The sequence below is a fragment of the Musicola paradisiaca NCPPB 2511 genome, assembly GCF_000400505.1.
GTDB classification, from domain to species: Bacteria; Pseudomonadota; Gammaproteobacteria; order Enterobacterales; family Enterobacteriaceae; genus Musicola; species Musicola paradisiaca.
On sequence record NZ_CM001857.1, the window covers coordinates 1,448,360 to 1,472,400 of the forward strand.

General features: G+C 59.1%; 20 protein-coding genes and 1 pseudogene. 10 read left to right on the top strand and 11 right to left on the bottom strand.

The features are described from left to right. From hyfE to DPA2511_RS06600, 5 genes are read right to left on the bottom strand one after another with little or no spacing between them, the layout of a single operon-like run. Positions 1–651 (bottom strand): hydrogenase 4 membrane subunit, encoded by a 651-nt coding sequence (gene hyfE / locus DPA2511_RS06580; protein ID WP_012764901.1) that lies wholly within the window; start codon positions 649–651, stop codon positions 1–3. 9 nt (positions 652–660) lie between these two features. Then, positions 661–2,100: a hydrogenase 4 subunit D gene (locus DPA2511_RS06585; RefSeq protein WP_012764902.1), complete on the bottom strand. Its 1,440-nt coding sequence runs from the start codon at positions 2,098–2,100 to the stop codon at positions 661–663. A gap of 16 nt (positions 2,101–2,116) precedes the next feature. Continuing rightward, positions 2,117–3,064: a respiratory chain complex I subunit 1 family protein gene (locus DPA2511_RS06590; protein WP_012764903.1), complete on the bottom strand. Its 948-nt coding sequence runs from the start codon at positions 3,062–3,064 to the stop codon at positions 2,117–2,119. Between the two features lie 12 nt (positions 3,065–3,076). Further along, positions 3,077–5,098 carry a hydrogenase 4 subunit B gene (gene hyfB, locus DPA2511_RS06595; protein ID WP_012764904.1) on the bottom strand — a complete coding sequence of 674 codons (2,022 nt, stop codon included), beginning with the start codon at positions 5,096–5,098 and terminating at the stop codon, positions 3,077–3,079. Next, positions 5,095–5,721 carry a 4Fe-4S dicluster domain-containing protein gene (locus DPA2511_RS06600; protein ID WP_012764905.1) on the bottom strand — a complete coding sequence of 209 codons (627 nt, stop codon included), beginning with the start codon at positions 5,719–5,721 and terminating at the stop codon, positions 5,095–5,097. Before DPA2511_RS06600 ends, hyfB begins: the two co-directional genes overlap by 4 nt. Positions 5,722–6,177: 456 nt before the next feature. Here DPA2511_RS06600 and DPA2511_RS06605 point away from each other — a divergent pair, with 456 nt between their 5' ends. Further along, entirely contained in the window at positions 6,178–6,444 is a 267-nt protein-coding gene (locus DPA2511_RS06605) for a HypC/HybG/HupF family hydrogenase formation chaperone (protein WP_012764906.1), read from the top strand. A gap of 45 nt (positions 6,445–6,489) precedes the next feature. Here DPA2511_RS06605 and DPA2511_RS06610 read toward each other — a convergent pair whose 3' ends face one another. Beyond that, positions 6,490–7,473, bottom strand: coding sequence for a DMT family transporter (locus DPA2511_RS06610; protein ID WP_012764907.1), 984 nt, complete (start codon positions 7,471–7,473; stop codon positions 6,490–6,492). Between the two features lie 180 nt (positions 7,474–7,653). On the opposite strand from DPA2511_RS06610, the gene cbl reads away from it, so the two are divergent. Then, positions 7,654–8,607, top strand: coding sequence for an HTH-type transcriptional regulator Cbl (cbl, locus tag DPA2511_RS06615; protein ID WP_012764908.1), 954 nt, complete (start codon positions 7,654–7,656; stop codon positions 8,605–8,607). Positions 8,608–9,154: 547 nt separating this feature from the next. Then, positions 9,155–10,474 (top strand): glutamate/aspartate:proton symporter GltP, encoded by a 1,320-nt coding sequence (gene gltP / locus DPA2511_RS06620; protein ID WP_023638201.1) that lies wholly within the window; start codon positions 9,155–9,157, stop codon positions 10,472–10,474. Positions 10,475–10,567: 93 nt separating this feature from the next. Here gltP and DPA2511_RS06625 read toward each other — a convergent pair whose 3' ends face one another. Next, a complete protein-coding gene (locus tag DPA2511_RS06625) occupies positions 10,568–11,374 on the bottom strand; it encodes an AraC family transcriptional regulator (protein WP_012764910.1) in 807 nt (268 codons plus the stop codon). A gap of 281 nt (positions 11,375–11,655) precedes the next feature. Here DPA2511_RS06625 and DPA2511_RS06630 point away from each other — a divergent pair, with 281 nt between their 5' ends. The 4 genes from DPA2511_RS06630 to DPA2511_RS06645 all read left to right on the top strand — a co-directional run bounded on the left by DPA2511_RS06630 (position 11,656) and on the right by DPA2511_RS06645 (position 16,103). Further along, positions 11,656–13,332 (top strand): 2-isopropylmalate synthase, encoded by a 1,677-nt coding sequence (locus DPA2511_RS06630; protein WP_012764911.1) that lies wholly within the window; start codon positions 11,656–11,658, stop codon positions 13,330–13,332. 450 nt (positions 13,333–13,782) lie between these two features. After that, positions 13,783–14,526, top strand: a complete 744-nt coding sequence (locus DPA2511_RS06635; protein ID WP_012764912.1) for a YkgJ family cysteine cluster protein — start codon at positions 13,783–13,785, stop codon at positions 14,524–14,526. Between the two features lie 41 nt (positions 14,527–14,567). Next, the gene (locus tag DPA2511_RS21210) at positions 14,568–15,137 is read left to right on the top strand and encodes a hypothetical protein (RefSeq protein ID WP_012764913.1); all 570 of its coding nucleotides are present in this window, start codon (positions 14,568–14,570) and stop codon (positions 15,135–15,137) included. A 201-nt stretch (positions 15,138–15,338) separates the two neighbouring features. Further along, positions 15,339–16,103 carry a YdcF family protein gene (locus tag DPA2511_RS06645; RefSeq protein WP_012764914.1) on the top strand — a complete coding sequence of 255 codons (765 nt, stop codon included), beginning with the start codon at positions 15,339–15,341 and terminating at the stop codon, positions 16,101–16,103. 73 nt (positions 16,104–16,176) lie between these two features. Here DPA2511_RS06645 and DPA2511_RS21215 read toward each other — a convergent pair. The 4 genes and pseudogenes from DPA2511_RS21215 to DPA2511_RS06665 form a co-directional block, all read right to left on the bottom strand. After that, positions 16,177–17,197 (bottom strand): annotated as a pseudogene (locus DPA2511_RS21215) (iron-containing alcohol dehydrogenase family protein). Between the two features lie 44 nt (positions 17,198–17,241). Next, the gene (locus DPA2511_RS06655; protein ID WP_012764916.1) at positions 17,242–18,108 is read right to left on the bottom strand and encodes an ABC transporter permease; all 867 of its coding nucleotides are present in this window, start codon (positions 18,106–18,108) and stop codon (positions 17,242–17,244) included. Next, positions 18,080–18,916, bottom strand: coding sequence for an ABC transporter ATP-binding protein (locus DPA2511_RS06660; protein WP_012764917.1), 837 nt, complete (start codon positions 18,914–18,916; stop codon positions 18,080–18,082). Before DPA2511_RS06660 ends, DPA2511_RS06655 begins: the two co-directional genes overlap by 29 nt. A gap of 23 nt (positions 18,917–18,939) precedes the next feature. Continuing rightward, positions 18,940–19,998, bottom strand: coding sequence for an ABC transporter substrate-binding protein (locus DPA2511_RS06665; protein WP_023638202.1), 1,059 nt, complete (start codon positions 19,996–19,998; stop codon positions 18,940–18,942). An 877-nt stretch (positions 19,999–20,875) separates the two neighbouring features. Between DPA2511_RS06665 and DPA2511_RS06670 the strand changes: the two genes are divergently transcribed. The 3 genes from DPA2511_RS06670 (at position 20,876) to cuyB (ending at position 23,886) form a co-directional block, all read left to right on the top strand. After that, the gene (locus tag DPA2511_RS06670) at positions 20,876–21,898 is read left to right on the top strand and encodes a malate/lactate/ureidoglycolate dehydrogenase (RefSeq protein WP_012764919.1); all 1,023 of its coding nucleotides are present in this window, start codon (positions 20,876–20,878) and stop codon (positions 21,896–21,898) included. A gap of 252 nt (positions 21,899–22,150) precedes the next feature. Further along, complete coding sequence (cuyA, locus tag DPA2511_RS06675; protein ID WP_012764920.1) at positions 22,151–23,161, top strand: D-cysteate sulfo-lyase; 1,011 nt, start codon at positions 22,151–22,153, stop codon at positions 23,159–23,161. Next, positions 23,161–23,886, top strand: a complete 726-nt coding sequence (gene cuyB / locus DPA2511_RS06680; protein WP_012764921.1) for a cysteate racemase — start codon at positions 23,161–23,163, stop codon at positions 23,884–23,886. Before cuyA ends, cuyB begins: the two co-directional genes overlap by 1 nt. Positions 23,887–24,041: the final 155 nt, after the last annotated feature.

A 24,041-nucleotide genomic window follows, 5' to 3' on the forward strand; every position in this document is an offset into this window, starting at 1 on the left:
TCACCCTTTCAGTGCGGTCAGTTGCTGAACGTCCAGCGTGTTCAGCGTTCGGTGGATTTTACGCGCCATCAGCGCCATGACGATGACGGCGAAGATGGCGTCGGTGGCGATGCCGATTTCCACCAGCTCAGGCGCGCGATAGGCCAGCAGCGCCAGCGTCAGGTGCGCGCCGTTTTCCATCAGGCAGTAGCCGAACACCTGCTTGAGGATATTGCGCTGGCTGACGATGCACAGCAGGCCGATCAGGAAATGGCCCAGCGAAACCGCCAGCACCGGCTTCAGGTTGCTGACCATCGGCAACTGCACCGGCGCTACCGCGAAGTAGCTCACCAGGACGATCAGCGTGGCGATCAGTATCAGCGTGGCGGTGCTGAGCACGCCGCCGTCGGCGTTAGGATCCGACAGCTTGCGGAAAGCGCGATACATGATGGCGGGCACCAGAATGACCTTGGTGACGAACGCGGTCAGCGACCACAAATAGAGCTCATGGGAGCCCAACAGCCCGCCCAGCGCGACGAAGATCAGCACCAGCACCAGCGACTGTAGCGCATACAGCCAGGAGGACACGGTGGGTTTTTTGGCGGCGATCACCAACAGCGAGGTGATGATCAACAGACCGGCCAGATTGTTGACAAGCAGTGATCCAGTCATATTCGTTCCTTATTTCAGCCAGAGTGCGGCGATAACGCTCGAACACAGCGACATCACGATCAGCACCAGCAGTACGATATTCATGGACGCAGGCACCGGCGTGGCGTTGGCCACTTCCTCGGACGGCTCGCCCGGCACGGTACGACCAAACCAGTAGAGGAACCAGGCGAAGCTGGCGACCGATTCCACCAGTGCGATCACCAACAGCGGCAGCAGCCAGACCTGCTCGTGCGACAGGGCGAACCCGGCGGCGAACAGCGGGAATTTACTGAAGAAGCCGTTGAACGGCGGTACGCCGGTGATCGCCAATGCCGCTACGCAGAAGCCGATGCCCAGCAACGGCAGCCGCTTCATCATCCCGCGCAGTTGCGGCAGCATGCGGGTGCCGCAGCTGTAGCTCAGCGCGCCTGCCACCAGGAAGAACAGGCTTTTGGCGTAGGCGTGGTTGAAGATGTAGGCCATGCCGGCGTCGAAAGCCATGCGTGATCCGAAGATGGACAGCGACAGCGCCAGAAAGATGTAGGAGAGCTGGGTGATGGTGGAGTAGGCCAGCAGCCGTTTCATGTCTTTCTGCGGCAGATACATCAGGAAACCGTACACCAGCGTGAGGGTCGCCATAATGGCGCCGACCCAGCCGATAATGTGCGGCACATCGCCGGCGGAGAGGATCGCGCGGGCAAAGATATACACCCCCACTTTCACCATCGACGCGGCATGCAAGTAAGCACTCACCGGGGTGGGTGCCTCCATCGCATCCGGCAGCCAGACGTGCAGCGGCAACTGGGCGGATTTCCCCCAGGCGGCGAACAGTACGCCGCCGAACACCACAATCTTGCTGGTGTCATCCAGCTGCGCGATGGCGCTCAGCGCGAAGGTGCCGGTGGTGGCGAACAGCCAGGCGGCCGCCAGATACAGGCCGATGGACGCGACGTGAGTCACCAGCAGCGCCTTCAGCGCCGAACGTAACGACTTGGGTTTCTGGTAATAACCGATCAGCGCCCAGGAGCAACCGCCGGTGACTTCGAAGAACAGCAGTTGTCCCAGAATGGTGGACGACAGCGTCAGCCCGGCCATCGCGCCGATAAACACCAGCAGAAACGCATAGTAGCGATTACTGCCGTCGTGCGGGTGCTCGCGGTTGCCCAGCGTCAGGTAGCCGCAGGAGTAGAGGCTGACCAGAAAGCCGAGCGAAACGACGGCGAAACCGATCAACAAACTGATGCGATCGAACACGAAGCCGAACAGGTCGGTCTGGCCGTAGCGGTAAAGCGTGAACACCACGTCTGTTTTACCGTTATTGAAATAGGCGCAGGCTAGCGCCGCCATACCGAGCGTAGCCAGCAGGGCGAACAACGTACACAGCACTTTGGCCATTCGCTGCGGCATGAAGGCGATCAGCAGCGCGCCGAGAAACGGCAGCAGCAGGGTCGCAAGGGCAATATTCTCCATGATGGATGCCGACTCCTTATAGACCGGTGAGGTAGAAAACGAACGCCAGCGCCGCAACGCCGAAGCCCAGCCAGGTAACGCGCCCGGTTAGCAGGAAACGTCCGCGCGCCAGACTGTTTTCAATCAGCGCGGCGATGACGAACACCACCACCAGTTTGACGAACAGCAGTAGCGTTCCCCACAGCAGACCGGCGGCAGAAAAGGCGGCCGCCTTACCGAACGGGATGAAAATCGACAGAAACAGCGCGGCGACCACCACCTGCTTGAGGCTGATGCCCCATTTCACCAACGCCAGACCGGCGCCGGCGTATTCGGTCAGCGGCCCTTCCTGCAGTTCCTGTTCCGCTTCCGCCACGTCGAACGGGATTTTCCCCATCTCGATGAAGGTGGCGAAGGCGCAGGCCAGCAGCGCCAGCCCGGTAGCGGTGGGCGACGTCCAGTTACCGCCGGCCAGATGCTGGCTGATGTTGCCGATGTTGGTCGAACCGGCGATCAACGCCACCACCAACAGGGCGAGCATCAGGATGGGTTCCACCAGAATGCCGAGCGTCAGCTCGCGGCTGGCGCCGATGCCGGCGAAGGTGCTGCCGGAATCCAGCCCTGCCAGCGAAAAGAAGAAACGAAACACCGCGAACAGATACAGCAGGGTGATCACATCGCCGCCGGCGCCGAACGGCGAGGCATCGGTTACGGCCGGCAGTGTCATCGCCACCAGCAGCATGGTGCCCAGCAGCACGAACGGCATCAGACGAAATACGCCGCCGCTGTGTTGGGGCGCCACTTCCTGACGACGCAGCAATTTGAACAGGTCGCGGTAGTCTTGCAACACGCCGGGGCCCTGGCGGGAGTGCATTTTGGCGCGGATCACGCGGGACATACCGGACAGCAGCGGAGCTGCCGCCATCATGACCACTGCCTGCAACAGCGCGCAGACGAGGGGAATCAACAAGGCGGTTTGTGTCATGGCTCTTTCTCCTTAAACCACAGTGACCAGCATCAGGATCACCAGCGCGGCGACCACATACAGGCAGTACACCCGAAAATCGCCGTGCTGGATCCACTGCGCGGTACGGCTGAGACGCTGCACGCCGCGCACAATCGGCATCACGATATGGTCGTCGAACACCGGTTCGGTGCGCGCGGCGGCCTGCGTGGTACGCTCCAACGCACGCTGCATGGCGGGAGCCGGGTCGAGGGTTTTACGCATCTTGTAGAGCGGCGCGAACATCACCCGCAGCGGTTGGGTAAAGCTGCCGGCGGAGGCGGACATGGCGGATTCATAGCCGTAGCCGCAAGCCCAGGGGGTTCCTTTTTGGCGGAAGTCCAGTCGCGGGCCGCGCAGCAGGCTGTAGATCGCCAGCGGCAGCAGCGGCAGCGCCAGCAGCAGGATGAAGATCAGCGGTGTATCGAGCACGGTCTGGCGGCTGTCGCCGGGGAAGACCTGGCTGCCTTGCGATACCGCGACCGCGCTGGTGTGCGCCAGATCAGCGGCGATGCCGGTGATGATGGGGGAGACCAGACTGGCGCCGATGCCGAGCAGTACGCATAACAGCGCCAACAGCAGCATGGCGACGGTCATCGGCCACGGCACTTCGCGCGCCTGAGCGGCTTTTTCGCTGCGCGGCGCGCCGCAGAAGCTGATGCCGTAAACCTTGACGAAGCACATCGCCGCCAGCGCGCCGGTAATCGCCAGCATGACGATAGCGATGGGCGCCGCCAGTTTCATGCCGATGCCGCCGTCATGGCTGAGGGTGAATAGCGACTGATAGGTAAACCATTCGCTGACGAAGCCGTTGAGCGGCGGCAACGCGGAGATGGCCATACACCCGGTCAGAAACGCCAGCGCGGTACGCGGCATCTGACGCGCCAGACCGCCCATTTTTTCCATATCCTTGGTGTGAACGCGGTAGATCACCGCGCCGGCGCCGAGGAACAGCAACCCTTTGAACACCGCATGGTTGAGCAGGTGGTACAGCCCGCCGAGCAGGCCGAGCAGCGCCAGCAGCGGATGGTGGGTGGCGATGCCGATCATGCCGACGCCGACGCCCATCAAGATGATGCCGATGTTTTCTACCGTGTGGTACGCCAGCAGCCGTTTGATGTCATGCTCCGCCAGTGCGTACAGCACGCCCAGCACCGAAGACACGGCGCCGAATGCCAGCACCACGACGCCCCACCAGGCTTCGGTGGCGCCCAGCAGATCAATACCGACCTTGATGATGCCGAAGATACCGATTTTCACCATCACGCCGGACATCAGTGCCGATGCATGCGACGGCGCCGCCGGGTGTGCGCGTGGTAGCCAACCGTGCAACGGCAACATCCCGGCTTTGGCGCCGAAACCGAAAAACGCCAGCAGGAAGACGACGGACGCCTGCGGCGCAGACAGCGAGGCTTGACGAAAGTCGGCGAAGTCGAGGCTGTTGCTGTGACGATAGAGCAGGAAGAAGGCCATCATGATCAGCACCGAACCGGCGTGCGCAATCAGGAAATACAGCAGCCCGGCGCTGATGGCTTCTTCGTCCTGGTCGGAAATCACCAGGAAGTAGGAGCTCAGCGACATCACTTCAAACAGTACGATGAAGTAGAAGGCATTATCGACCACCACCAACGCCACCATCGATGCGATAAACAGGTTCATGAAGAACCCCATCGCCCAGGCGCCGCGCCCGCGGTATTCCTGCAGGTAAGCCAGCGAGTAGAGTGCGGTGACGATAACCAGCAGCGAAATCACCAGCACCATAAAGGCCGCCAGCGCATCCACACGCAGCGTCAGATGCGCGAAGGCATCGAACGGCCCGCTAAAGACGGCGGTAACGGCGGCGCCGCCGAGCAGAACCGGCAATGCCGCCGCCACGCCGGCGCAACCGCCGATAAACGCGCACAGGCCGCTGGCGCGGATCGCCAGTGTTTCCTGACGGCACAGCAATAATGACAGCAGCGCGCCAGCCAGATAGAACGACAGCGACAGCCCCAGCCATTCCAGAGTGGTCATCATAGTTTCGGCTCCCGTTGATGGTCCGTTGTCGGGAAGGGGTCGTTGCCGGCCGGCCAGACCGCCGCCTGCATACGCTTGGCGGCGACGGCGTTGTCCAGTTCCGTATCGTCAATCAGGTAGAGCGCCTGGGTGGGACAAACGCGGACGCATTCCGGCCCCTGTTCGCTGAAATGACACAGATCGCATTTCACCGCGATGCTGCGTATCCCGGCGTTCCAGGACAGCATGGGATGAATGGACGAAACGCTGACCGGAACATCCGACAACAGCGACAACGGAATGTGCTGGTCGAAGGTTTCCGGCGTGGACAACGGCTTGCTGCCGGATGGCGTAATCGCGCCAAACGGACAGGCAATCGCACAGAGTTTGCAGCCAACACAGGCGTTCTCATCCAGCATTACTGCATGATCTTCATGCCTGATGGCATTGACCGGACACACTTTGGCGCAAGGCGCATCTTCGCAGTGACGGCACAACACCGGCGCGGTGCCGCCGGCATCACGCTCCACCGTCAGTCGCGGATGGGTTTGCAGACCTTGCTGTCGGTGCACCTGTGTACAGGCGGCCATACAGGTGTTGCATCCGATACAACGTTTTGGCTCCGCAATGACGAAGCGGTTCATAGCCATACCCTCCGGGGTGATAATGAATGTTTTACCCCGGAAAGCATTTTTCATGCCATAAGAAAAATATTGGACTTATATTAAATTAATTCAATGAGTTAATTGTTTTTCGTTTTGCGTTTGACGTGTCTGCAAAACGGTAACTCGACATTAGTGACGACGTTTTTTCCGGCATGCGTCGCGTTGCGTCGTCACCGTCGACAGTCGACGAGTTTTCATCGCCGAGCGGAATTCGGCCGTTTTCGTATCATGTCGACACTTTTGACGAGCCTGCGGCTAACGACGGCAGGCGGTGGGCGCAGAATGGTCGTCGCGTGGGAAAGGGCGGAATGAAAGTCCTGACAAATCATGCATCGACACCATTACCCTGTTGCGATCAACGTCTCTGGCACCGAATTTGCTTAGGCTGGCATATCATGTTGAATCAACAATGCGATGAACAGGGAGCAACCGGCTATGTGCCTTGGTATACCGGGTCAGGTAGTAGAGTGGGCGTCAGAAGAGCAGCAACTGGCGTGGGTGGATGTTTGCGGCGTGCGGCGAGAAGTCAATGTGGCGTTGGTGGCGGGCGATGAGGCGCTGCTCGGCTGTTGGGTGTTGGTTCACGTTGGGTTCGCCATGAGCCGGCTGGATGAGCAGGAGGCGCGCGATACGCTGGACGCGCTCAGGCAGATGGAGGAGGTGGAGCAGGATGTCTCCGCGTTTTTGTCTCAGTCGGCATAAATGGCGACCGACGCGCAGGTCCTGCGCGTCGGAGGAATGTGCGCGTCAGCATTCGCCGGTGCGGGCGTTTGACGTCGGCTTTTCCGGCTGTTCCACCGGTTGCGGTTTGAGCCGCATGGCGTAAATCACGCCGACAATCAGACACAGGATGCCCGCCAGCGCCATCAACGGCGGCCATGCCTGGCGCAGCAGAAAGGTGTACGCCAGCGCCGACAGCGTTTCGAACACCAGCAATGGCCCCACCAGTACCGTCGGCAGCCGCTGGCTGGCGGCATTCCAGCAGAGTGTGCCCAGCCAGGAGCTGAGTAACCCGATCGCGATCATCAGTGCGATAAACACCCACGGGTCGGGGCCAAATGGCAATGAGAACGCGGGTGCCGTCAGCGCCAGATAACCATTGACCAGCACAAACCCCGCCAACGCCAGCGGTAGCGTCATGATGCCTTGCGCAGTGGCCCAGGTGGCGGGAGTGGTGGCCGGGTTTTGTTTCAACCAGCGGGCGTTGCGCAGCGGGTACCAGGTCCAGCAGGCGAGCGCCAGCAGCGCCAGCGCAATACCGGAGAGATAATGGCTGAGCGAGGTCGGGGCCGTCAGTTCAAGTTCCGCGATGTTCACCAGCAACAGCCCGGCAGCGATTGCCAGCAGTGCCGGCGCCAGACGTTTCCATGACAATTTCCCTTCGTGACGGCTATAGAGCAGATTGGCGCTGACGGCCATCACCACCGGCAATGTACCGATGATCATGCTGGTGACAGGCGCGCCGGTGCGTTGAATGGCGCTGGCTAAAAACAGGTAATACAGCAGGTTGCCCACCGCCGCCAGTTTCAATGCCTCCAGCCAGTCGGCGCGCTGAAGCTGGCGCAGCCGTGTTCTGTCGAGCCACGCCAGCGGCAGCGCCACCAGCCCAAATGCCAGATAACGCGCAGTGGACTGTAACGCGGCGGGATAATCCGCCACCAGTAACGGTGCAACAAATACCAGCCCCCACATCAACCCGGCGGAGAGCGCGAAAAAAATACCGCTTAACATAACTGACCCGGTTAGCCTGAATTCGTAATGCCGCTCAGTATGCCTGAGTGCCGATAATTACGGGATTCGACGATTTAATTATGGTTAAAAGTTATAAATAGTAAGTTTTTTTTATTTGTGTGGAATAACAATACTTCGTATCAATAGTGCTAACAGGCATGATTGACAGGGATCCAGGACGTGAATTTTCAACAGTTGAAAATTATCCGTGAATCATCACGGTGCAATTACAACCTCACCGAGGTGGCGAATAGCCTATTCACTTCCCAGTCCGGCGTAAGCCGCCATATCCGAGAGCTGGAAGAGGAACTGGGGATTGAGATCTTTATCCGTCGCGGCAAGCGGCTGCTGGGGATGACTGAGCCGGGCAAGGAGTTGCTGGTTATGGCGGAGCGTATTCTCAACGACGCCAACCATATCCGCCGGCTGGCGAATCTGTTCAGCGATAACGATAGCGGGCAGTTGGTGATCGCCACCACCCACACGCAGGCGCGCTATAGCCTGCCGACGGTGATCCGCGAATTCCGTGCGCTCTATCCGCAGGTTCAACTGGTGTTGAATCAGGGTACGCCGGACGAGATCGTCAGTATGCTGGAGTCCGGCGCCGCAGATATCGGCATCGCGACCGAACAACTGATGAATACCGGTTCATTGGCGGCGTTCTCTTATTACCGCTGGAACCATGCCATTCTGGTGCCGGAGGGGCATCCGCTGGCCAGCGAGCCGGTGGTGACGCTGGACAAGCTCAGCGCGGTGCCGTTGATTACCTATCGACAAGGGATTACCGGGCGCTCCCGCATCGATCGCGCGTTTTCCGCCGCCGGACTGTCGCCGCATGTCGCCATCAGCGCCCAGGATTCCGACGTGATCAAAACCTATGTGGGGTTGGGTTTAGGGGTGGGGATCGTGGCGGATCAATCGTTTGATGCCGAACGCGATGTGGGTCTGATTAAACTGGACGGCCGTCATTTATTTGAGGCCAGTACCGTCTGGCTGGGGCTTAAGCGCGGTCAGTTGCAGCGCAATTACACCTGGAAATTCATTCAGTTGTGCAACCCGGAGTTGACTCAGGAAGAGATCAAAGCGCGTGTCTTGAGTGATGACAGCGAAACTGCCATCGACTATCAGATCTGACCCATATCACCCACGCATATCGGATGGGCATCCCTGCGGATGCCCGTTTGGTTTATTTCACCGCAACGATTTTTCCCAGGCGCTGAAATGGCAAAACGTGCTGTTTTTGCTTAGGTTATCGCCGCTCCTGCACTGCCCGTCGACGACGGATATCCGCATAATTATGAATATCTGACGGTATGTTTTGCTTGATCTCATGCGGGGGGGATAGTAGCATGCCCAGCCATAACAATAACTTATGAATATAAATTTCTTTTTTGATACAAATAGTTGTGCGCTCCAGGTGAATAACTATGTTGCGGAAGACGCGGTGCCGTTCACCGGGCGGTTCTCACCCGGCAAGCGTCTGCGGCATATCACGCCGAGGCCGATAACGTCGGCCGGGCAATAAAACAACCAGTACCCTGGCGGGCTGCTTTACATAACGGGCCTTGCCGATCTTCATACTTCCCCCTTTGTATCCAGCCGCCCGGCATCGCGCCGACGCGGTGGCGGCAAATGCTATGCCGTCGATGGGTTGCAGGGAGCACAGACAATGGATCCTATGATGAAAAAACAGAATGTTAGCCTCGCATGGCAAATTCTCATCGCGTTAATCCTCGGTATTGCCGTCGGGGCTTTTTTGCATGAATACCCTGCCGACAAGCAGTGGTTGATCAGCAATATTCTCAGCCCGGCCGGTGATATTTTTATCCGGTTGATCAAGATGATCGTCGTGCCCATCGTGATTACCACGTTGGTGGTGGGGATTGCCGGGGTGGGCGATGCCAAGAAACTGGGCCGTATCGGGCTGAAAACCATTCTTTATTTTGAAATTATCACCACATTGGCGATTGTGCTGGGGGTGACGCTGGCGAATATTTTCCAGCCCGGTCACGGTATCGACATGTCGATGCTGACCCGCGTGGATATTTCCCAGTATGAGAAGACCACCGAACAGGTGCAGAGCGGCTCACACAGTCTGATTACGACGATTATGTCGCTGATCCCGCCTAACATTTTCGCTGCATTGGCGAAAGGGGACATGCTGCCGGTGATTTTCTTCGCCGTGCTGTTTGGTCTGGGGCTGTCCTCATTGCCGCGTGAACAGCGCGACCCGTTGTTGAACGTGTTTCGCAGCGCGTCGGAAACCATGTTCCGCGTCACCAATATGATCATGCGCTACGCACCGGTTGGAGTATTTGCGCTGATTTCGGTGACTGTCGCCAACTTCGGTTTCGCCTCGTTGTGGCCGCTGGCGAAGCTGGTGGTGATGGTATATGTGTCGATCCTGTTCTTTGCGCTGGTGGTGTTGGGCACCGTGGCGCGGATTTGTCGCCTGCGCATCATGACGCTGATTCGTATCCTGAAGGATGAACTGGTGCTGGCGTACTCCACCGCCAGCTCGGAAACCGTACTGCCGCGCATCATCGAGAAGATGGAGGCTTACGGCGCGCCGAAAGCCATCACCAGCTTCGTGGTGCCGACCGGTTACTCGTTCAACCTTGATGGTTCGACCCTGTACCAAAGCATTGCCGCCATCTTCATTGCCCAGCTCTATGGTATCGACCTGAGTCTGTGGCAGGAGCTGATGCTGGTGCTGACGCTGATGATCACCTCCAAAGGGATCGCCGGTGTACCGGGTGTTTCTTTCGTTGTACTGCTGGCGACGCTGGGCAGCGTCGGCATTCCGCTGGAGGGATTGGCGTTTATCGCGGGCGTCGATCGTATTCTGGACATGGCCCGTACTGCGCTGAACGTGGTGGGCAATGCGCTGGCGGTACTGGTCATCGCCAAATGGGAAGGGCAGTTCGACACGGAAAAAGCGCGGGCGTATGAACAGGCGATGGCGCGGCAGGCGGAACCGCGCCCCGCCCGCCAAGAATAGTGCCGCAGCGCTTTAGGCAAACCGGGCTACAGGCCCGGTTTTGCTATGGCGCATCTCCCTGTACGCCGCCCTGCGGGCCGACGCGGTGGCTTTTTATCTATTCGCTGCAAATGCAGAAGGCGGCTGGCCAAATTGTTTACTGAATGCCGTGGTGTAGGCGCTGTGGCTATCGTAACCACTCGCCAGTGCCACCTGTGTTATCGGCATTCCCTGCATCAATAGCGTCAGAGACGACATCAACCGTAATTGCTGACGCCATTTACCGAAGGTCATGCCGGTCGATTGGATAAAGTGTCGATGGAACGTTTTATCGGCCATTGCCAGCTTGTCTGCCCACTCGGCGGCGGTGGCGGCATTGCAGGGGTTGTCCAGCAGAGCCTGACACACATGGGGTATCGGGCTGTCAGCATCGCCCGTCGGCCAGGGGAGATGAAGCGGAAGAACGGGCTGGTTGTGCAGTTCTTCGACCAGAAGCGCGCTAAGCAAGCGTATACGTTGAGACGGTGTGGTCGGGCTGTCGGCTTGGGTCAATGCCATGATCAACTCGCGCAGCAGAGCGGAGACATGCACAACGCAATCGGCGGCCGGCAGACGGGCGCAAACATCATCGCGCACGAACAGGCCATGTGCCTGCAGTGCCACGGGCACAACCAGACGGTGCGCCACGCCAGACCGTAACCAGACCGCCGCCGTGGGCGGCACCAGCCACTGGCCGCTTTCGGCTTCTACACGTAATAAACCGCGATTCGCATATATCAGATGACCATGCGCATGCGTGTGCAAAGGAACGACATGGCCCGCAGGGTAGCGCACGGTTACGCCGAATACCGGCAGACCGCACGCCTCTCCTACGCTCAGGTCGAGCGCATGACAGCCGTCTTCGGGAGATGAAAAGCCCATGGCGATACAGCTTGTCCAAATAGATAAAGAATCTGTCTATTTTTATGTAGATGGACGATGCATGCAAGCCTAATATCGGAAGTCAGTCATCCACAGGGGCTATTTACTTATGTTCGCATTCTGTCTTGCACAACGACTACTCACGCGGGTTCCCTCCCGGTCGGGGTCTGCGCGCGCCCGTTCGTGCTATGACCCATCCTGATTCCCCCTGACCCCGACCACCGTCAGCTTGTTCCGAGCCAGGGGAATTAGGTGCCAACGATTTCCCAGGAGTGTTTTTCATGCTGACTGATCCTTCCCAGAAATATCGCCCGCTCTCCCCGGTCAATCTTGCCGATCGTGAGTGGCCGTCACGTACCCTGACGCAGGCGCCGATCTGGCTGTCCACCGACATGCGAGACGGCAACCAGGCGTTGTTTGAGCCGATGAACCGTGAGCGCAAGCTGCGCTTGTTCCATGAACTGGTACGCATTGGTTTCAAAGAAATTGAAGTCGGCTTTCCCGCCGCCTCGCGTACTGATTTCGAGATCGTGCGTCATCTCATTGATGCAGACCAAATCCCCGAAGATGTTACCCCTATGGTCATGACGCAATTGCGCGATGACTTGATCACCGAGACGGTGCGCAGCGTGGCTGGGGCGCGGCGAGTGATCGTGCATGTCTACAACGCCATTGCGCCCGTCTGGCGTGAGAGGGTATTCGGCATGAGCGTGCCGCAGATTATCGACATGGTGGAACGTCACATCGCGCTGTTCAAACGGCTGACCGCAGCTCATCCGGACACCGAATGGATCCTGCAATACTCGCCCGAGACCTTCTGCATGGCGGAGTTGGATGTTTCACTGGCTGTCTGCAATGCCGCTATCCGTGCATGGGACGCCGGGCCGCAGCGGAGAATGATCATCAACTTGCCGACCACGGTCGAAGTGTCCACCCCTAACGTCTTCGCTGACCAGGTTGAATGGATAGATCGGCGATTGGCGCGGCGCGAACATATCGTCCTCTCCGTGCATCCCCACAACGATCGGGGCACTGGCGTGGCCTGTGCCGAACAAGCCATGCTGGCGGGGGCGCAACGGGTCGAAGGCTGTCTGTTCGGCAACGGTGAGCGTAGCGGCAATGTTGATGTGGTGACGCTGGCGCTGAACCTGTACACCCAGGGCATTGCGCCAGGCCTGGATTTTTCCGACATCGCGGCGGTTGCCCGCGTGGCGGAGGCGTGTACCGCGCTGCCTATTCATCCGCGCCACCCGTATGTCGGCGATCTGGTCTTCACCGCGTTCTCCGGCTCGCACCAGGATGCCATCGCCAAGGGCTTTGCCGCGCAACAGGCAGATGCGCCCTGGTGCGTGCCTTACCTGCCTATCGATCCTAAAGATTTGGGCCGTACTTACGACAGCATCGTGCGAGTCAATAGCCAGTCGGGCAAAGGGGGGATTGCCTTTCTGCTGCAACGTGACCACGGCATCGTCATGCCGCGCCGCATGCAGGTAGAGTTCAGCGCGATAGTCCAGGCGCAGGCCGATGCCAGCGAGACGGAACTGACCAGCGAGCAAATCTGGGCGGTATTTGAGCGTGCCTACCTTGCCCCGGTGCGGGAACAATCCGGCTTTATTTATCGCAACTACCATTTGTTTGATCACCCGAACGGGCTGGGCATCGTGCTGGAGCTCGCGGATGCCGATGGCAACATCAAAACCTACGAGGGTACAGGCAATGGCCCTATTGCTGCGACGGTGGCGGCGTTGGGTTTACCGTTGCGCCTCGACAGTTATGAGGAACGTAGCCTGGGCGCAGGTTCGGATGCGGTCGCGCTGGCCATTGTGGAGGCCGCCATGGTCGGTGTGCCAGGCTCGCGCTTTGGCGTTGGTCAACACTCGAACATCGTTACCGCTTCGGTGTTGGCCGTGTTGAGTGCGGCGGCCAGGTTCTCGATGTCAGGCGAAACAGCCGGCTGATTTGGCCTGTTTGTTACCGGATTCGTGATGCGTTGCTACCTGCCGCGCGTCACGAATGACAGCGTAGAGATATGAGGGAGGGATCTCCGTCATCGTTTAGGGTTGCCGAAGAACGCCCCTTCGGCTGTGCCGCAGTATCGTCCAGGGCAACTCCTGACTGTCACTTCATCGATTCACGCGCCAGCAAGGGGTCGGTCACTATCCGCATGGAGGCGGTTCCCAGGTACGCACTTTTTCGCGACAGTAAAATTCATCATGTTGAGAAGCGCATAGCGTTGTTCATGTCGCCGTGTTGTCCGCAGGTTGCCTGACGCACGACAGCGCACGGAGATGGCACCGTCTCGACGTGGCGGTGGGTGGCGCAAAACGTTGGCACTCTGGCGCATATTGCTAGTGGAATTATCTGTCTTCTCCGGAGAATAGACGGCGTCCAGGCAAACGAGGCTCGCCATGTTGATCAACGGAAAGAAAACCGACTTAGACCCTGACGCACCGCCGGGCATGGGGGTTCGACAGGTTGCCGCGTCGTCCGCCCAAGAGGGGCTGACAGAAGATGAACGTGCCGACTTTCTGATGGCCATCGAGAGAGTTCGGCAACGCGGTTATGCCTACCTCAAGGAATGTCACAACGCCGACGATGCAATCAAATTTATCGGCGATCTCCATCGAGCCGTCGATGTCGTATTTCAACGGGAATCGTCAAGCACCTTAAAACCGGCCTGCAAGGTGGGTTGTAGCCATTGCTGCCGTCTTCGCGTAGAAATTATCGATGCCGAGGCATTCCGCATTGCTGAAGCATTGCAGCGCCGTTCTCCGGCCGAACAGGTTGCGCTGATCGCGCGCTTGCGCCATCACACGGCCGTTCCAAAGCCTTCGTCGTCGCACCATGCAGGCTTATCCGACTGTGCCTTTCTGCATGATTCCCGATGTTCCATCTATGCTGTACGGCCTTCGGTTTGCCGCAAGGCCCACTCTCTGTCTGCCGAGCTATGCCATGCGGCGGCCCCGCAATTGCCCCAAAATTTCCGATTGATCATTGGGGCCGAGGCGCTGATGTCAGGCGTATCCGCAGCATATCGCGAAGCCGGTTTACCGTCGGCAAGTCGCGAATTATGTGCTGCTGTACTGCTTGCACTGACGGACGACACGGCGAAAGCCCGGTGGTACGCGGGTATCTCGGTCTTTGCTGATTAGCACCTTACCTATCCATTCAATCGACGAGAAGGAGAAGAAAAGTGACATTTATCGACGCCATGCACACATATTTTCGTGGGGAAAAGACCGAAGCCCTATGGTTTATCGCGCTGGCAGGCATTCTGCTGGTTATCTTTGGGCTGGTAGCACTGAAAGCGGAGCGCAGCGGGTACGGCTGGGGCGTCGCGGTGCCGGCAATACTGTTTGGGTTGTTGCTAATCGGTGTCGGGGCCGGTGTTGGCTTGCGTACCGATCAACAGGTGGCTGTGATCGAGCACAGTTTCTATCAGAATCCTTCCGAGCTGGTGCAAAAGGAGTTGCCTCGTATGCAACAGGTCAACGCCAATTTTCGAGTGACCTTCTATGCCTTGGGTATTCTGGTTGCCGTGGGGCTGTGCTTTCACTATTTGGCGGGGCCCGAGTGGGGGCGTGGTCTGGGTTCGACGTTGATACTGCTGGGGGCGATCGGATTGTTGATCGATGGCTTTGCCGAGCGGCGGGCGGAACCGTACACCGCAGCATTGTTGCAGCTTAAGGCTAACGTGATGGTTCAGCATGCCGATTCCACGGCAACGCAACCCGCAGACACGTCGCCGCTGGTGAAGCATTAGCCTACACCGTAGCCAGTTAATGTGGGCTGCGGCCTTCTCATCACGGCATTCGCTTAGGCCGACGTCCGTCGCGTACTGAAGCCGGTTTGACGCCCTGATGGGCGTCTCGCCGGATCAGGGGACGTTGCAGGCGTTGACACCATCCCTGGCTACACTAACAATCCCGACGATATGACGGGGATATCCGTTAACGAGGACGCCATGCACTTATCCGACGCGATGATGACTGACCTGAATACGCTGGCAACCTGGCTGGCGCAAGACGATATGCCCGGTCTTACTCATATCAATCCTGATGGGCTTATTCTGGCCGGTCATGCGGTATTGCCCAACATTTTGGGTGCATTGGCGTTGGCGCAATCCATCAACATCCCGGTGTTACTGAGCGGCGGCATCGGGCATTCGACAGCATTGTTGCAGACAGCGATGGCGAAAAACCCCCTGACCACGACTATCGATACGGCCGGCATGTGTGAAGCGGAGATGCTAAGCGCAATTGCCGGACGGGTGTTCGGTATGGCGGACGCGCAGATTCTGATGGAGCCCCGTTCCAGAAACTGTGGTGAGAATGCCGATTTCAGTAGCGAGTTGCTGCGTGATGGGCAGCGGACATGGCGCAACATTATCCTGGTGCAGGATCCGCTGATGCAGCGGCGAACGGTTGAAACCTTTATGTTTCATTGGCGTAAAAAGGGAATGCCGTGCCGTTTCATCAGTTGGCCGGTGTTTGTTCCGTATCTGGTCAGGATTGGCGATGTACCGGTCATTATGGGGGGGCAACTGCCAGGTATATGGGACATTGAGCGTTATATCGCCATGATGCTGGGCGAGCTTCGCCGTCTTAACGATGATAGCAATGGGTATGGCCCATCAGGCGCCGGTTTTATCGGGCATGTCGATCTTCCCGACAAGGTGATGATGGCAGGGGAGCGGTTGACGGCGCATGGTTTGTGCTGGCGAAGTTAACCCGGTGGCGCACTGAAGGGGATGAGGAAGGAAACATCCTCTTCCCCGTTCTGGCCCGTCATTGACGCTGTGCTCAGGGAAGCGTCGCCCACAGCGCCAGTTGCAGGGCGTTGTCGTCCACTGCGAACGGCAGACGTGCGGCGACGTCGGCCGGGATCTTGACTTGCGCGACGATTGTCGCGAAATCCGTCTCCTGCAGCCCCAGCGCCTGTGGGGGTGACGGGGCTGCCGTAGCGGCGCAGTTGCGCCTGCACCGCCAGCCCGAAACCGACCTTTTCGCCGTGCAGCCACTGCTGCAGAGCGGGCAAGTGCGTCAGGCTATTGTGGATGGCGTGGCCGACACCCAAACGGGGCTTATCATCCCGGAAACTGTTGGCGACGCCCGCCAGTGCGATGGCGCCGTCAATCGCCTTGTGTAACGCGGGGGTGACTCGCTGGCGCTGGTTGTCCGCCAATGCCTGCTCGCCGTACTGATCGAAAACGTCCACCGCCAGCCGGGCGACCTGCGCCTTGATCTGCAACGCCAGCGCATCGTCGCCGTGGCGCAGGTAGGGCTGGAATTCATACCACTTCGCCAGCGCGTCAACGATCCCTGCCTTCAGATAACGAACCGGCGAACGGGCGATGACTTCACTATCGACCAGTACCCATACCGGCAGTCGCTGCAGGGTGATGGCGCCCAGGTGCGCGCCCTGTGCGCTGTACACCACGCTGATGGGGGACCAGGCCGCGCAGGTGGCGGCGATAGTGGGTACCGTAATCACCGGCAACGACGCCTGGTGATTGCCGACGGCCTTGGCGGTATCCAGTACCCGTCCACCGCCGATGCCGAGGATTAACTCCGCCCGTTCTTCCAGCGCCTGTTCATGCAGCGCCGCTACCGTTTCCCGAGTGCAATAGCCCTCGAGGAACAGCACCCGATAGTGTAATCCGTGCCGCTCCAGGCTGGCTGTCACCTGCTCCGAGGCCGCTTGCCAGGCGCGGGGGCTGGTGACGATCAGCACCCGGTGGGCGAGCGGCTGAATATAGTCGCCCACGCGGGCGATAATGCCGTCCTGATTAAGGTAAGTGTCAGGAACTTTGATGGCTATCATCTTGCTCTCCCATAAAAAATCATGTGCCGATACGAAGCCGACAGCTACCGCTGCATGCCCCATTTCCTGACGGTCAGCCGTTCCAGTGTGGAAAAAAATAACCCTTCCACCAGCAGGCCGATCAGAATGACCGACGCCAGACCGGCAAATACGCGGTCGGTATAGAGTTCATTGCGGTTCTGAAAAATGTACCAGCCCAGCCCGCCTTTACCGCTGGATGCGCCGAACACCAGCTCTGCAGCGATCAGGGTGCGCCAGGCGAAGGCCCAGCCGATTTTCAGGCCGGAAATGATGGCGGGCAGCGCCGCCGGAATCAGGATCTGCGAGACATAGCGCCAGCCGGTCAGGCCGTAATTGCGGCCGGCCATGCGCAGCGTCTCCGGCACGCCGAGAAAACCGCTGTAGGCGTTGAGCGCCATCGGCCACATCACCGAGTGCACCAGGACGAAAATCAGGCTCTTTTCACCGAGCCCGAACCACAGCAACGCCAGCGGCAGCAGCGCGATGGCGGGCAGCGGGTTGAGCATGCTGGTCAGCAACGCCAGCAGGTCGCGCCCGAACCTGACGGAAACCGCCAGCGTGCTCAACAACAGGGCCAGCAGGCTGCCAATGACATAACCTTTCAACAAGGTGCCGAGCGAAATGGCGATCTTCTGCGGCAGTTCGCCGCTGAATATGTCCTGCCGGAACGCTTGCAGCGTTTGCCAAAAGCCCGGCAGCAGCATGTCGTTGTTCTGCCAGCGCGCAGCCAATTCCCAGATGCTCAACAGTAGCGCCAGCAGCAATAGGCGACGGAATGCCGCCAGGCCGAGTAGCCGCGTCAGCACCGGTAACGGCGCTTCCAGCCGGCGTGCGGGCAGCGGTGCGAGTTCGCGTTGATATTCAGGTCGGATTGGGGGTGAGGTATTCATGGGAGATTCCTTGCGGCTCATCAACGGCCGGTACGGCGCCGGCCGGAAACAACAAATGGTGAATACGCTGGGCGGTGTGCTGGAACGCCGCGCCGCCCTGGTCACTCAGTGAAAATGCGTGGCAGTTGATTTCGGCACGTACCCGCCCAGGGTGCGGCGACAGCAGCAAAATTCGGCTGCCGACCACCAGCGCCTCGTCGATGGAATGGGTAACAAACAGTAAGGTAAAACGCACCTCCTCCCACAGTTCCAGCAGCGTTTCCTGCATTTGACGGCGGGTAAGCGCGTCCAGCGCAGCGAAAGGTTCGTCCATCAGCAGGATTTTGGGCTGCATCGCCAGCGCGCGGGCGATCGCTACACGTTGTTTCATCCCGCCGGACAGCGTGTGTGGATAGGCATCGGCACATTTCGCCAGTCCCACTTTGTCGAGAAAGTGCAATGCGCGCTCCCGTGCTTCGCTGTTCGACAGTTTGCGGCTGGCGAGCAGCGGGAACAGGGTATTTTCCAGCACCGTCTTCCAGGGGGGGAGTTGGTCGAATTCCTGGAACACCATCATACGGTCTGGATCGGGTCGCGATACCGGATGGGAGTCCAACAGAATATCGCCGCCGGCGGGCGGCAGGAACCCGCCAATCGCTTTGAGCAGGCTGGATTTACCGCAACCGGAAGGCCCCAACAGCACGTAGCGTTCCGCCGGGTAGATGTCGAAACTGACGTCATGGGTGGCCTGAATTAGCGCACGGTGGGTGCGATAGAAGAGATCCACGCCTTTTACTTCCAGCAGCGGCCGGGGTGCAATGTCAGTCATAACGCTCTCCTGCTGGCCGGGCGTCAACTGCCCGGCTGGTCGTGAATCTCACTAAAGAAATAGTCTTTCCATGACGCCGCCCGGTTTTTCAGCACGCCCAACTGGTACAGCCGATCGGCATAAACGTAGGTTCGCTGCGGAACGGTGGTGAAATCTATTTCCGGGTCTTCCACGATGCGCTTGACCAGCGCCGGCGGCAGTGAGGACTTTTCCACCCGGATATAGGTTTCTGCTGCCGCGGCCTTGTTGGCCTTGATGATCGCGGCGGCCTCAACCAGCGCGTCATAGAAGGCGCGGTAGGTTTTCGGGTTTTCATCATGGAATTTCTGCGTGGTGTAGAGCACGTTGAAGGTACCCGGCCCGCCCAGTACATCGTAAGAGCTCAGGATCTTGTGAACGTTGGGGTGTTCCAACGCCTGATACTGAAATGGCGGGCTGGAAAAATGGGCGGTGATTTCCGAGCCGCCCGCGATCAGCGCGGCGTTGGCGTCCGGATGCGGTAGGCTGACGGTAAGGGTATCGAACCGTTTGAACTCACTGTTGCCGAACAGCCGGGCAGTTTCTATTTGCAGCGTGCGGGATTGGAAGCCGACGCCTGCGGCGGGGGTGGCGATGCGATCTTTGTCGCTCAGATCCTGTACGGTTTTCACCGCCGGATTGTTGCTGAGCAGATAATTCGGCATCGACCCCAGCGAGGCGATGGCACGTACATTCTGTTTGCCGTATGTCCGATCCCAGAGGGTCAGCAACGGCGGCAAACCGGCGGAGGCGATATCCAGCGCGCCGGAGAGCAGCGCTTCATTGATGGCGGTGGCGCCGGACAGCGTACTCCAGTCTACCTTGATCTCCAGCCCCTGAGCCTTACCCTGTTTTTCAATCAGTTGCTGGTCGCGCACGACATCCAAAGTCAGGTAGCCGATGCCAAACTGTTGCGCGATGCGTAGCGTACCTTCCGCCCATGCCGTCGTGAAGCTGCTTGTGCTGAGCGCCAGCAGCAGGAGCAGCGGGGCGAATCGCTCGGGTCGGCGCGTTTTTTTCTCCGTCGGCGTGATGGTTGTATTTCCCACGATATTGGTTCCCATAGTCTGAGTCGCATTGAGAGCCCATTCCATAAGGGCTCGTTGAGTGAATGGCTACACCGTTCCAGGTTGTGTTTGAGCGTCTCAGGTGTTTCTCTGGTATTTCGTATCTGAACCGGCTTCTTTTCGGGCTGTGTCAATAACGCCTACTGGGATAGGTTCTAAATAACGGAATAATCAGCAATACGTTAAACAAGAGACTTCACGCTGATATCGGAAGTGTTTTTTTATGCTAGAGAAGTGTGGCTGGGGAAATAAATTTTTTTGGGAATATCTTATTGGATTTTAGTTTATTTATTTTTATGAAAATAAAATGCGGATATTTTCTATGGCTGAGAAATACGAATGATATAACCGCCATACTTCACGTCGCTGGCGTGTTGGTTTGATGACTCGGCCCTCCCTGAGTCTCGTCCTTTCAGGGCCGTAACAAGCTGCGTTCAACTCTACTCCCGGCCGCATTGTTCAACGCTAACATGTTGTCCTGCAACCCGAATTATTTAGGGGGAGAAGGCGGCGAGTACCCGGTGATTGAAAGCGAAAAACCTTTTCATCAAGGTTGTTTTCCCGACCGCATCCAGCTCTGGCGGGAATTGAAATCTTTACATGCTCCATATCCGCATGGGCTGCGCGTAGCGTTCGCTATTAAAGCGAGATGCCCATTGCCCGTTCAATATTCGTTGTATTCGTTGTATTCGTTGTATTCGTTGTATTCGTTTGCACGCCGTTTTTTTTCGGTTGGCTACGCCAATACACCGATTGAAATATCCGCTTAATCATAATTTGTCATGAGTAAAGTCAGAATATGCAGTTATCCACCTTCCTGGGGCGATTATAGTAAAACGACTTTTCTATTGACGGATTTATTTCGGAGTGAGGTATGCCGGTATTTTCTCATCATTATTTACGCAGTTATTTGCGTGAGCGATTGGCGGAGGCGGCTGTGGATGCCGGCCCCGCCGGTGTTGTCGCCGATAATCTGGTGGAGTCCAGTCTGAAAGGGCATGACTCCCACGGCGTCAGCATGCTGCCGCGCTATCTCGCCGCCATTGATGAGGGCGCGCTGAACCCTCACGCCGAGGCTGAGAAAACCCTGGACGCCGGGCCGATGCTGGCGTTCTCCGGCCAGCATGGCTTTGGGCAGGTAGTGGCGCGTCAGGCGGTGGCGCAGGGTATTGAACGGGCGCAGACGCACGGCGTGGCGGTGATCAGCCTGTCGGAGGCGCACCATCTGGGGCGTATCGGCGCCTGGGCGGAACAGGCGGCACAAGCGGGGCTGGTGTCGCTGCATTTCGCCAATGTCTATACCCGTCCTATTGTGATGCCGTGGCAAGGCCAGCAGCCGCGTTTCGGTACTAATCCGTTCTGCGTCGGGGTGCCGGTGGTGGATGCCGCACCGGTGGTGCTGGATTTCGCCACCAGCGTGATTGCGGGCAACAAGGCGCGCATCGCGTGGAATGAAGGTCGCGAACTGCCGCCGGGGCAAATTGTGGATGACCAGGGGCAACCGGCGGTGGATCCGCGTTGGTTGATGGAAGCGCCGTTCGGCGCGCTGTTGGCGTTCGGCCAGCACAAAGGTTCCGGGTTGGCGCTGGTCTGTTCGTTATTGGGAGCGGCACTCACCGGCGGGCGTACCGAGCGCACCGCCGACGGCAAGAGCAAAGGTATTATCAACAGTATGCTGTCGGTGTTGATCGATCCGGCGCGCTTGGGCGGCGCCGACAGCTATCAGCAGGAGATTCCCGCGCTGCTGGATTGGGTGCGTCAATCGCGCCCACAGGGCGACCTGTTGCTGCCCGGCGACCCTGAACAGCGGGCGTATGCGTACCGGATGGAGCATGGCATCACCGTGGACGACACCAGTTGGGGGCAATTGCAGGCGCTGGAAAAACAATACGCCTGATGATCGCTGCTGAATTCACAAGCCGAACGCGCGGGATCGGTTTCCTGGACGGACGCGCTTCTCCCTTGCGATCGCGCCATATCCTGACGTTTAACCGGCACGCAGCATGACGCGCCGAATAGCCGCCACGTGGATGGCGGCTCGGCCGGTGAAGCCGCAGCAATCACCTGATTTATCTGACGAATCGCGCGGTAGCGGTTTTCGCGGCCGCGACATCGATGTGAATAGTGCTCAACCATTAAGGAATTGATTATGCATCTGGCGCGTTTTCCCCGTTTGTCGCTGGGACATTTTCCCACGCCGTTGGAGCCGTTACCGGCGCTGTCCGCCTACCTCGGCGGCCCGACACTGTATATCAAGCGCGACGACGCCACCGGGTTGGCGACCGGCGGCAATAAAACCCGCAAGCTGGAGTTTCTGCTGGCGGAGGCGGTAGCGCAGCATGCGGATATCATTCTGACGCAGGGAGCCACCCAGTCCAACCATGTGCGGCAGACCATTGCCGGGGCGGCGCGTCTCGGGTTGCAGACGCACTATTTTTTGGAGCGGCGGGTCGATGATTTCGGTGAGGAGTACCAGCGCTCGGGCAACGTGCTGCTGGATGATTTGCTGGGTGGCGAACGGGTGGATCACCTGCCAGCGGGGGCGGATATGCCACTGGCGATGGAAGCGCACGCCGAGCAACTGCGCGCGCAGGGCCGCCGTCCGTATGTGATCCCCGGCGGCGGATCCAATGCCACGGGGGCGCTGGGATACGTGGCGGCGGCGGAAGAGCTGCTATACCAGTCGAGCCAACAACGGTTGCGTATCGACCATATCGTGCATGCTACCGGCAGCACCGGCACTCAGGCCGGGCTGGTAGCCGGGTTGGCCGCTACCCACAGCGGTATTCCGGTGCTGGGCATCAGCGTGCGAGCCCCTCGGGAGAAGCAAGAAGAGAATGTTTGGCTGTTGGCGCAGCGCGTATGGCAGAAGCTGGCGCTGAAGGGCGAGGTGCCGCGCGAGGCGGTGCGCGTCAACAGCGATTACGTTGGGCAAGGTTACGGCATCCCCACCGCCGCGACGTTGGAGGCGTTGCAACTGCTGGCCCGGCTGGAAGGTATTCTGCTTGACCCGGTTTATTCCGGTAAAGCGATGGCCGGGCTTATTGATCTGATCCGCAAAGGCGAATTCGGCAAACAGGATAACGTACTGTTTGTGCACACCGGCGGCGCGGCGGGATTGTTCGGCTATCGTCAATGGTTTGAACGGCAGGCCGAGTGATGATGCCGGCATCTTCACCGTTTCTACTGGGCATACTGGGCGGGATGGGGCCGCTGGCGACGGCGGATCTGCTGCAGAAAATCATTGCCGCCACGCCCGCCGAACGCGACCAGCAGCATGTTCCGTTGGTGGTATGGAACGTGCCGCAGATCCCGGATCGTCAGCGGGCGCTGGCCGGAACCGGGCCATCGCCGTTGCCTGCATTGCGGGACGGCGTCTCCCGGCTTAATCGGTTGGGGGCCAGCCATATTGCGATCGCCTGTAATACCGCGCATCACTGGTTTGACGATTTGCAGGCGTCAAGCGAGGCGCCGTTGCTGCATATCGCCGACGCTGCGCTGTCGCAATTGACGACGGCCGCACCGCCGTCGGAGCGGCGTATCGGCCTGATCGCCACCCACGGCACCCTTGCGGCGGGTTGGTATCAGCAACGCCTGGCCGAACGGGGAATGACGCCGGTGTTGCCGGACGCCGATGAGCTGGAGACGCTGTTTGTGCCCGGCTGTTACGCGGTGAAGCGCGGCGAGGTGGCGGCGGGCGGGCGTTTGTTCGAACAACTGGCCGAGCGGCTGGCGGAGCGCGGCGCGGAGCGGTTGATACTGGCCTGTACCGAAGTCGCGCCGGGGTTGGACGCTATCCGTTCGCGTTGGCTGCAACGCAGCATTGATACCACCCAGGCGCTGGCGCTGGCCTGTGTGGCGTTGTGGCGGCCGTCATCGCCGTAAGTCCATCTCGTGGCCGATGTTGGTATGCGCTAATGCGTATTTTAACCGTCAGACCTCTGTTGGCCGGCCCGTGATTATTTCTCCTGTTTGTCATCTGAACGGGCGGCGGCCAATGGTCGCCGCTTTTATGTGAGCCCCACCTCAAGCCCACCAAA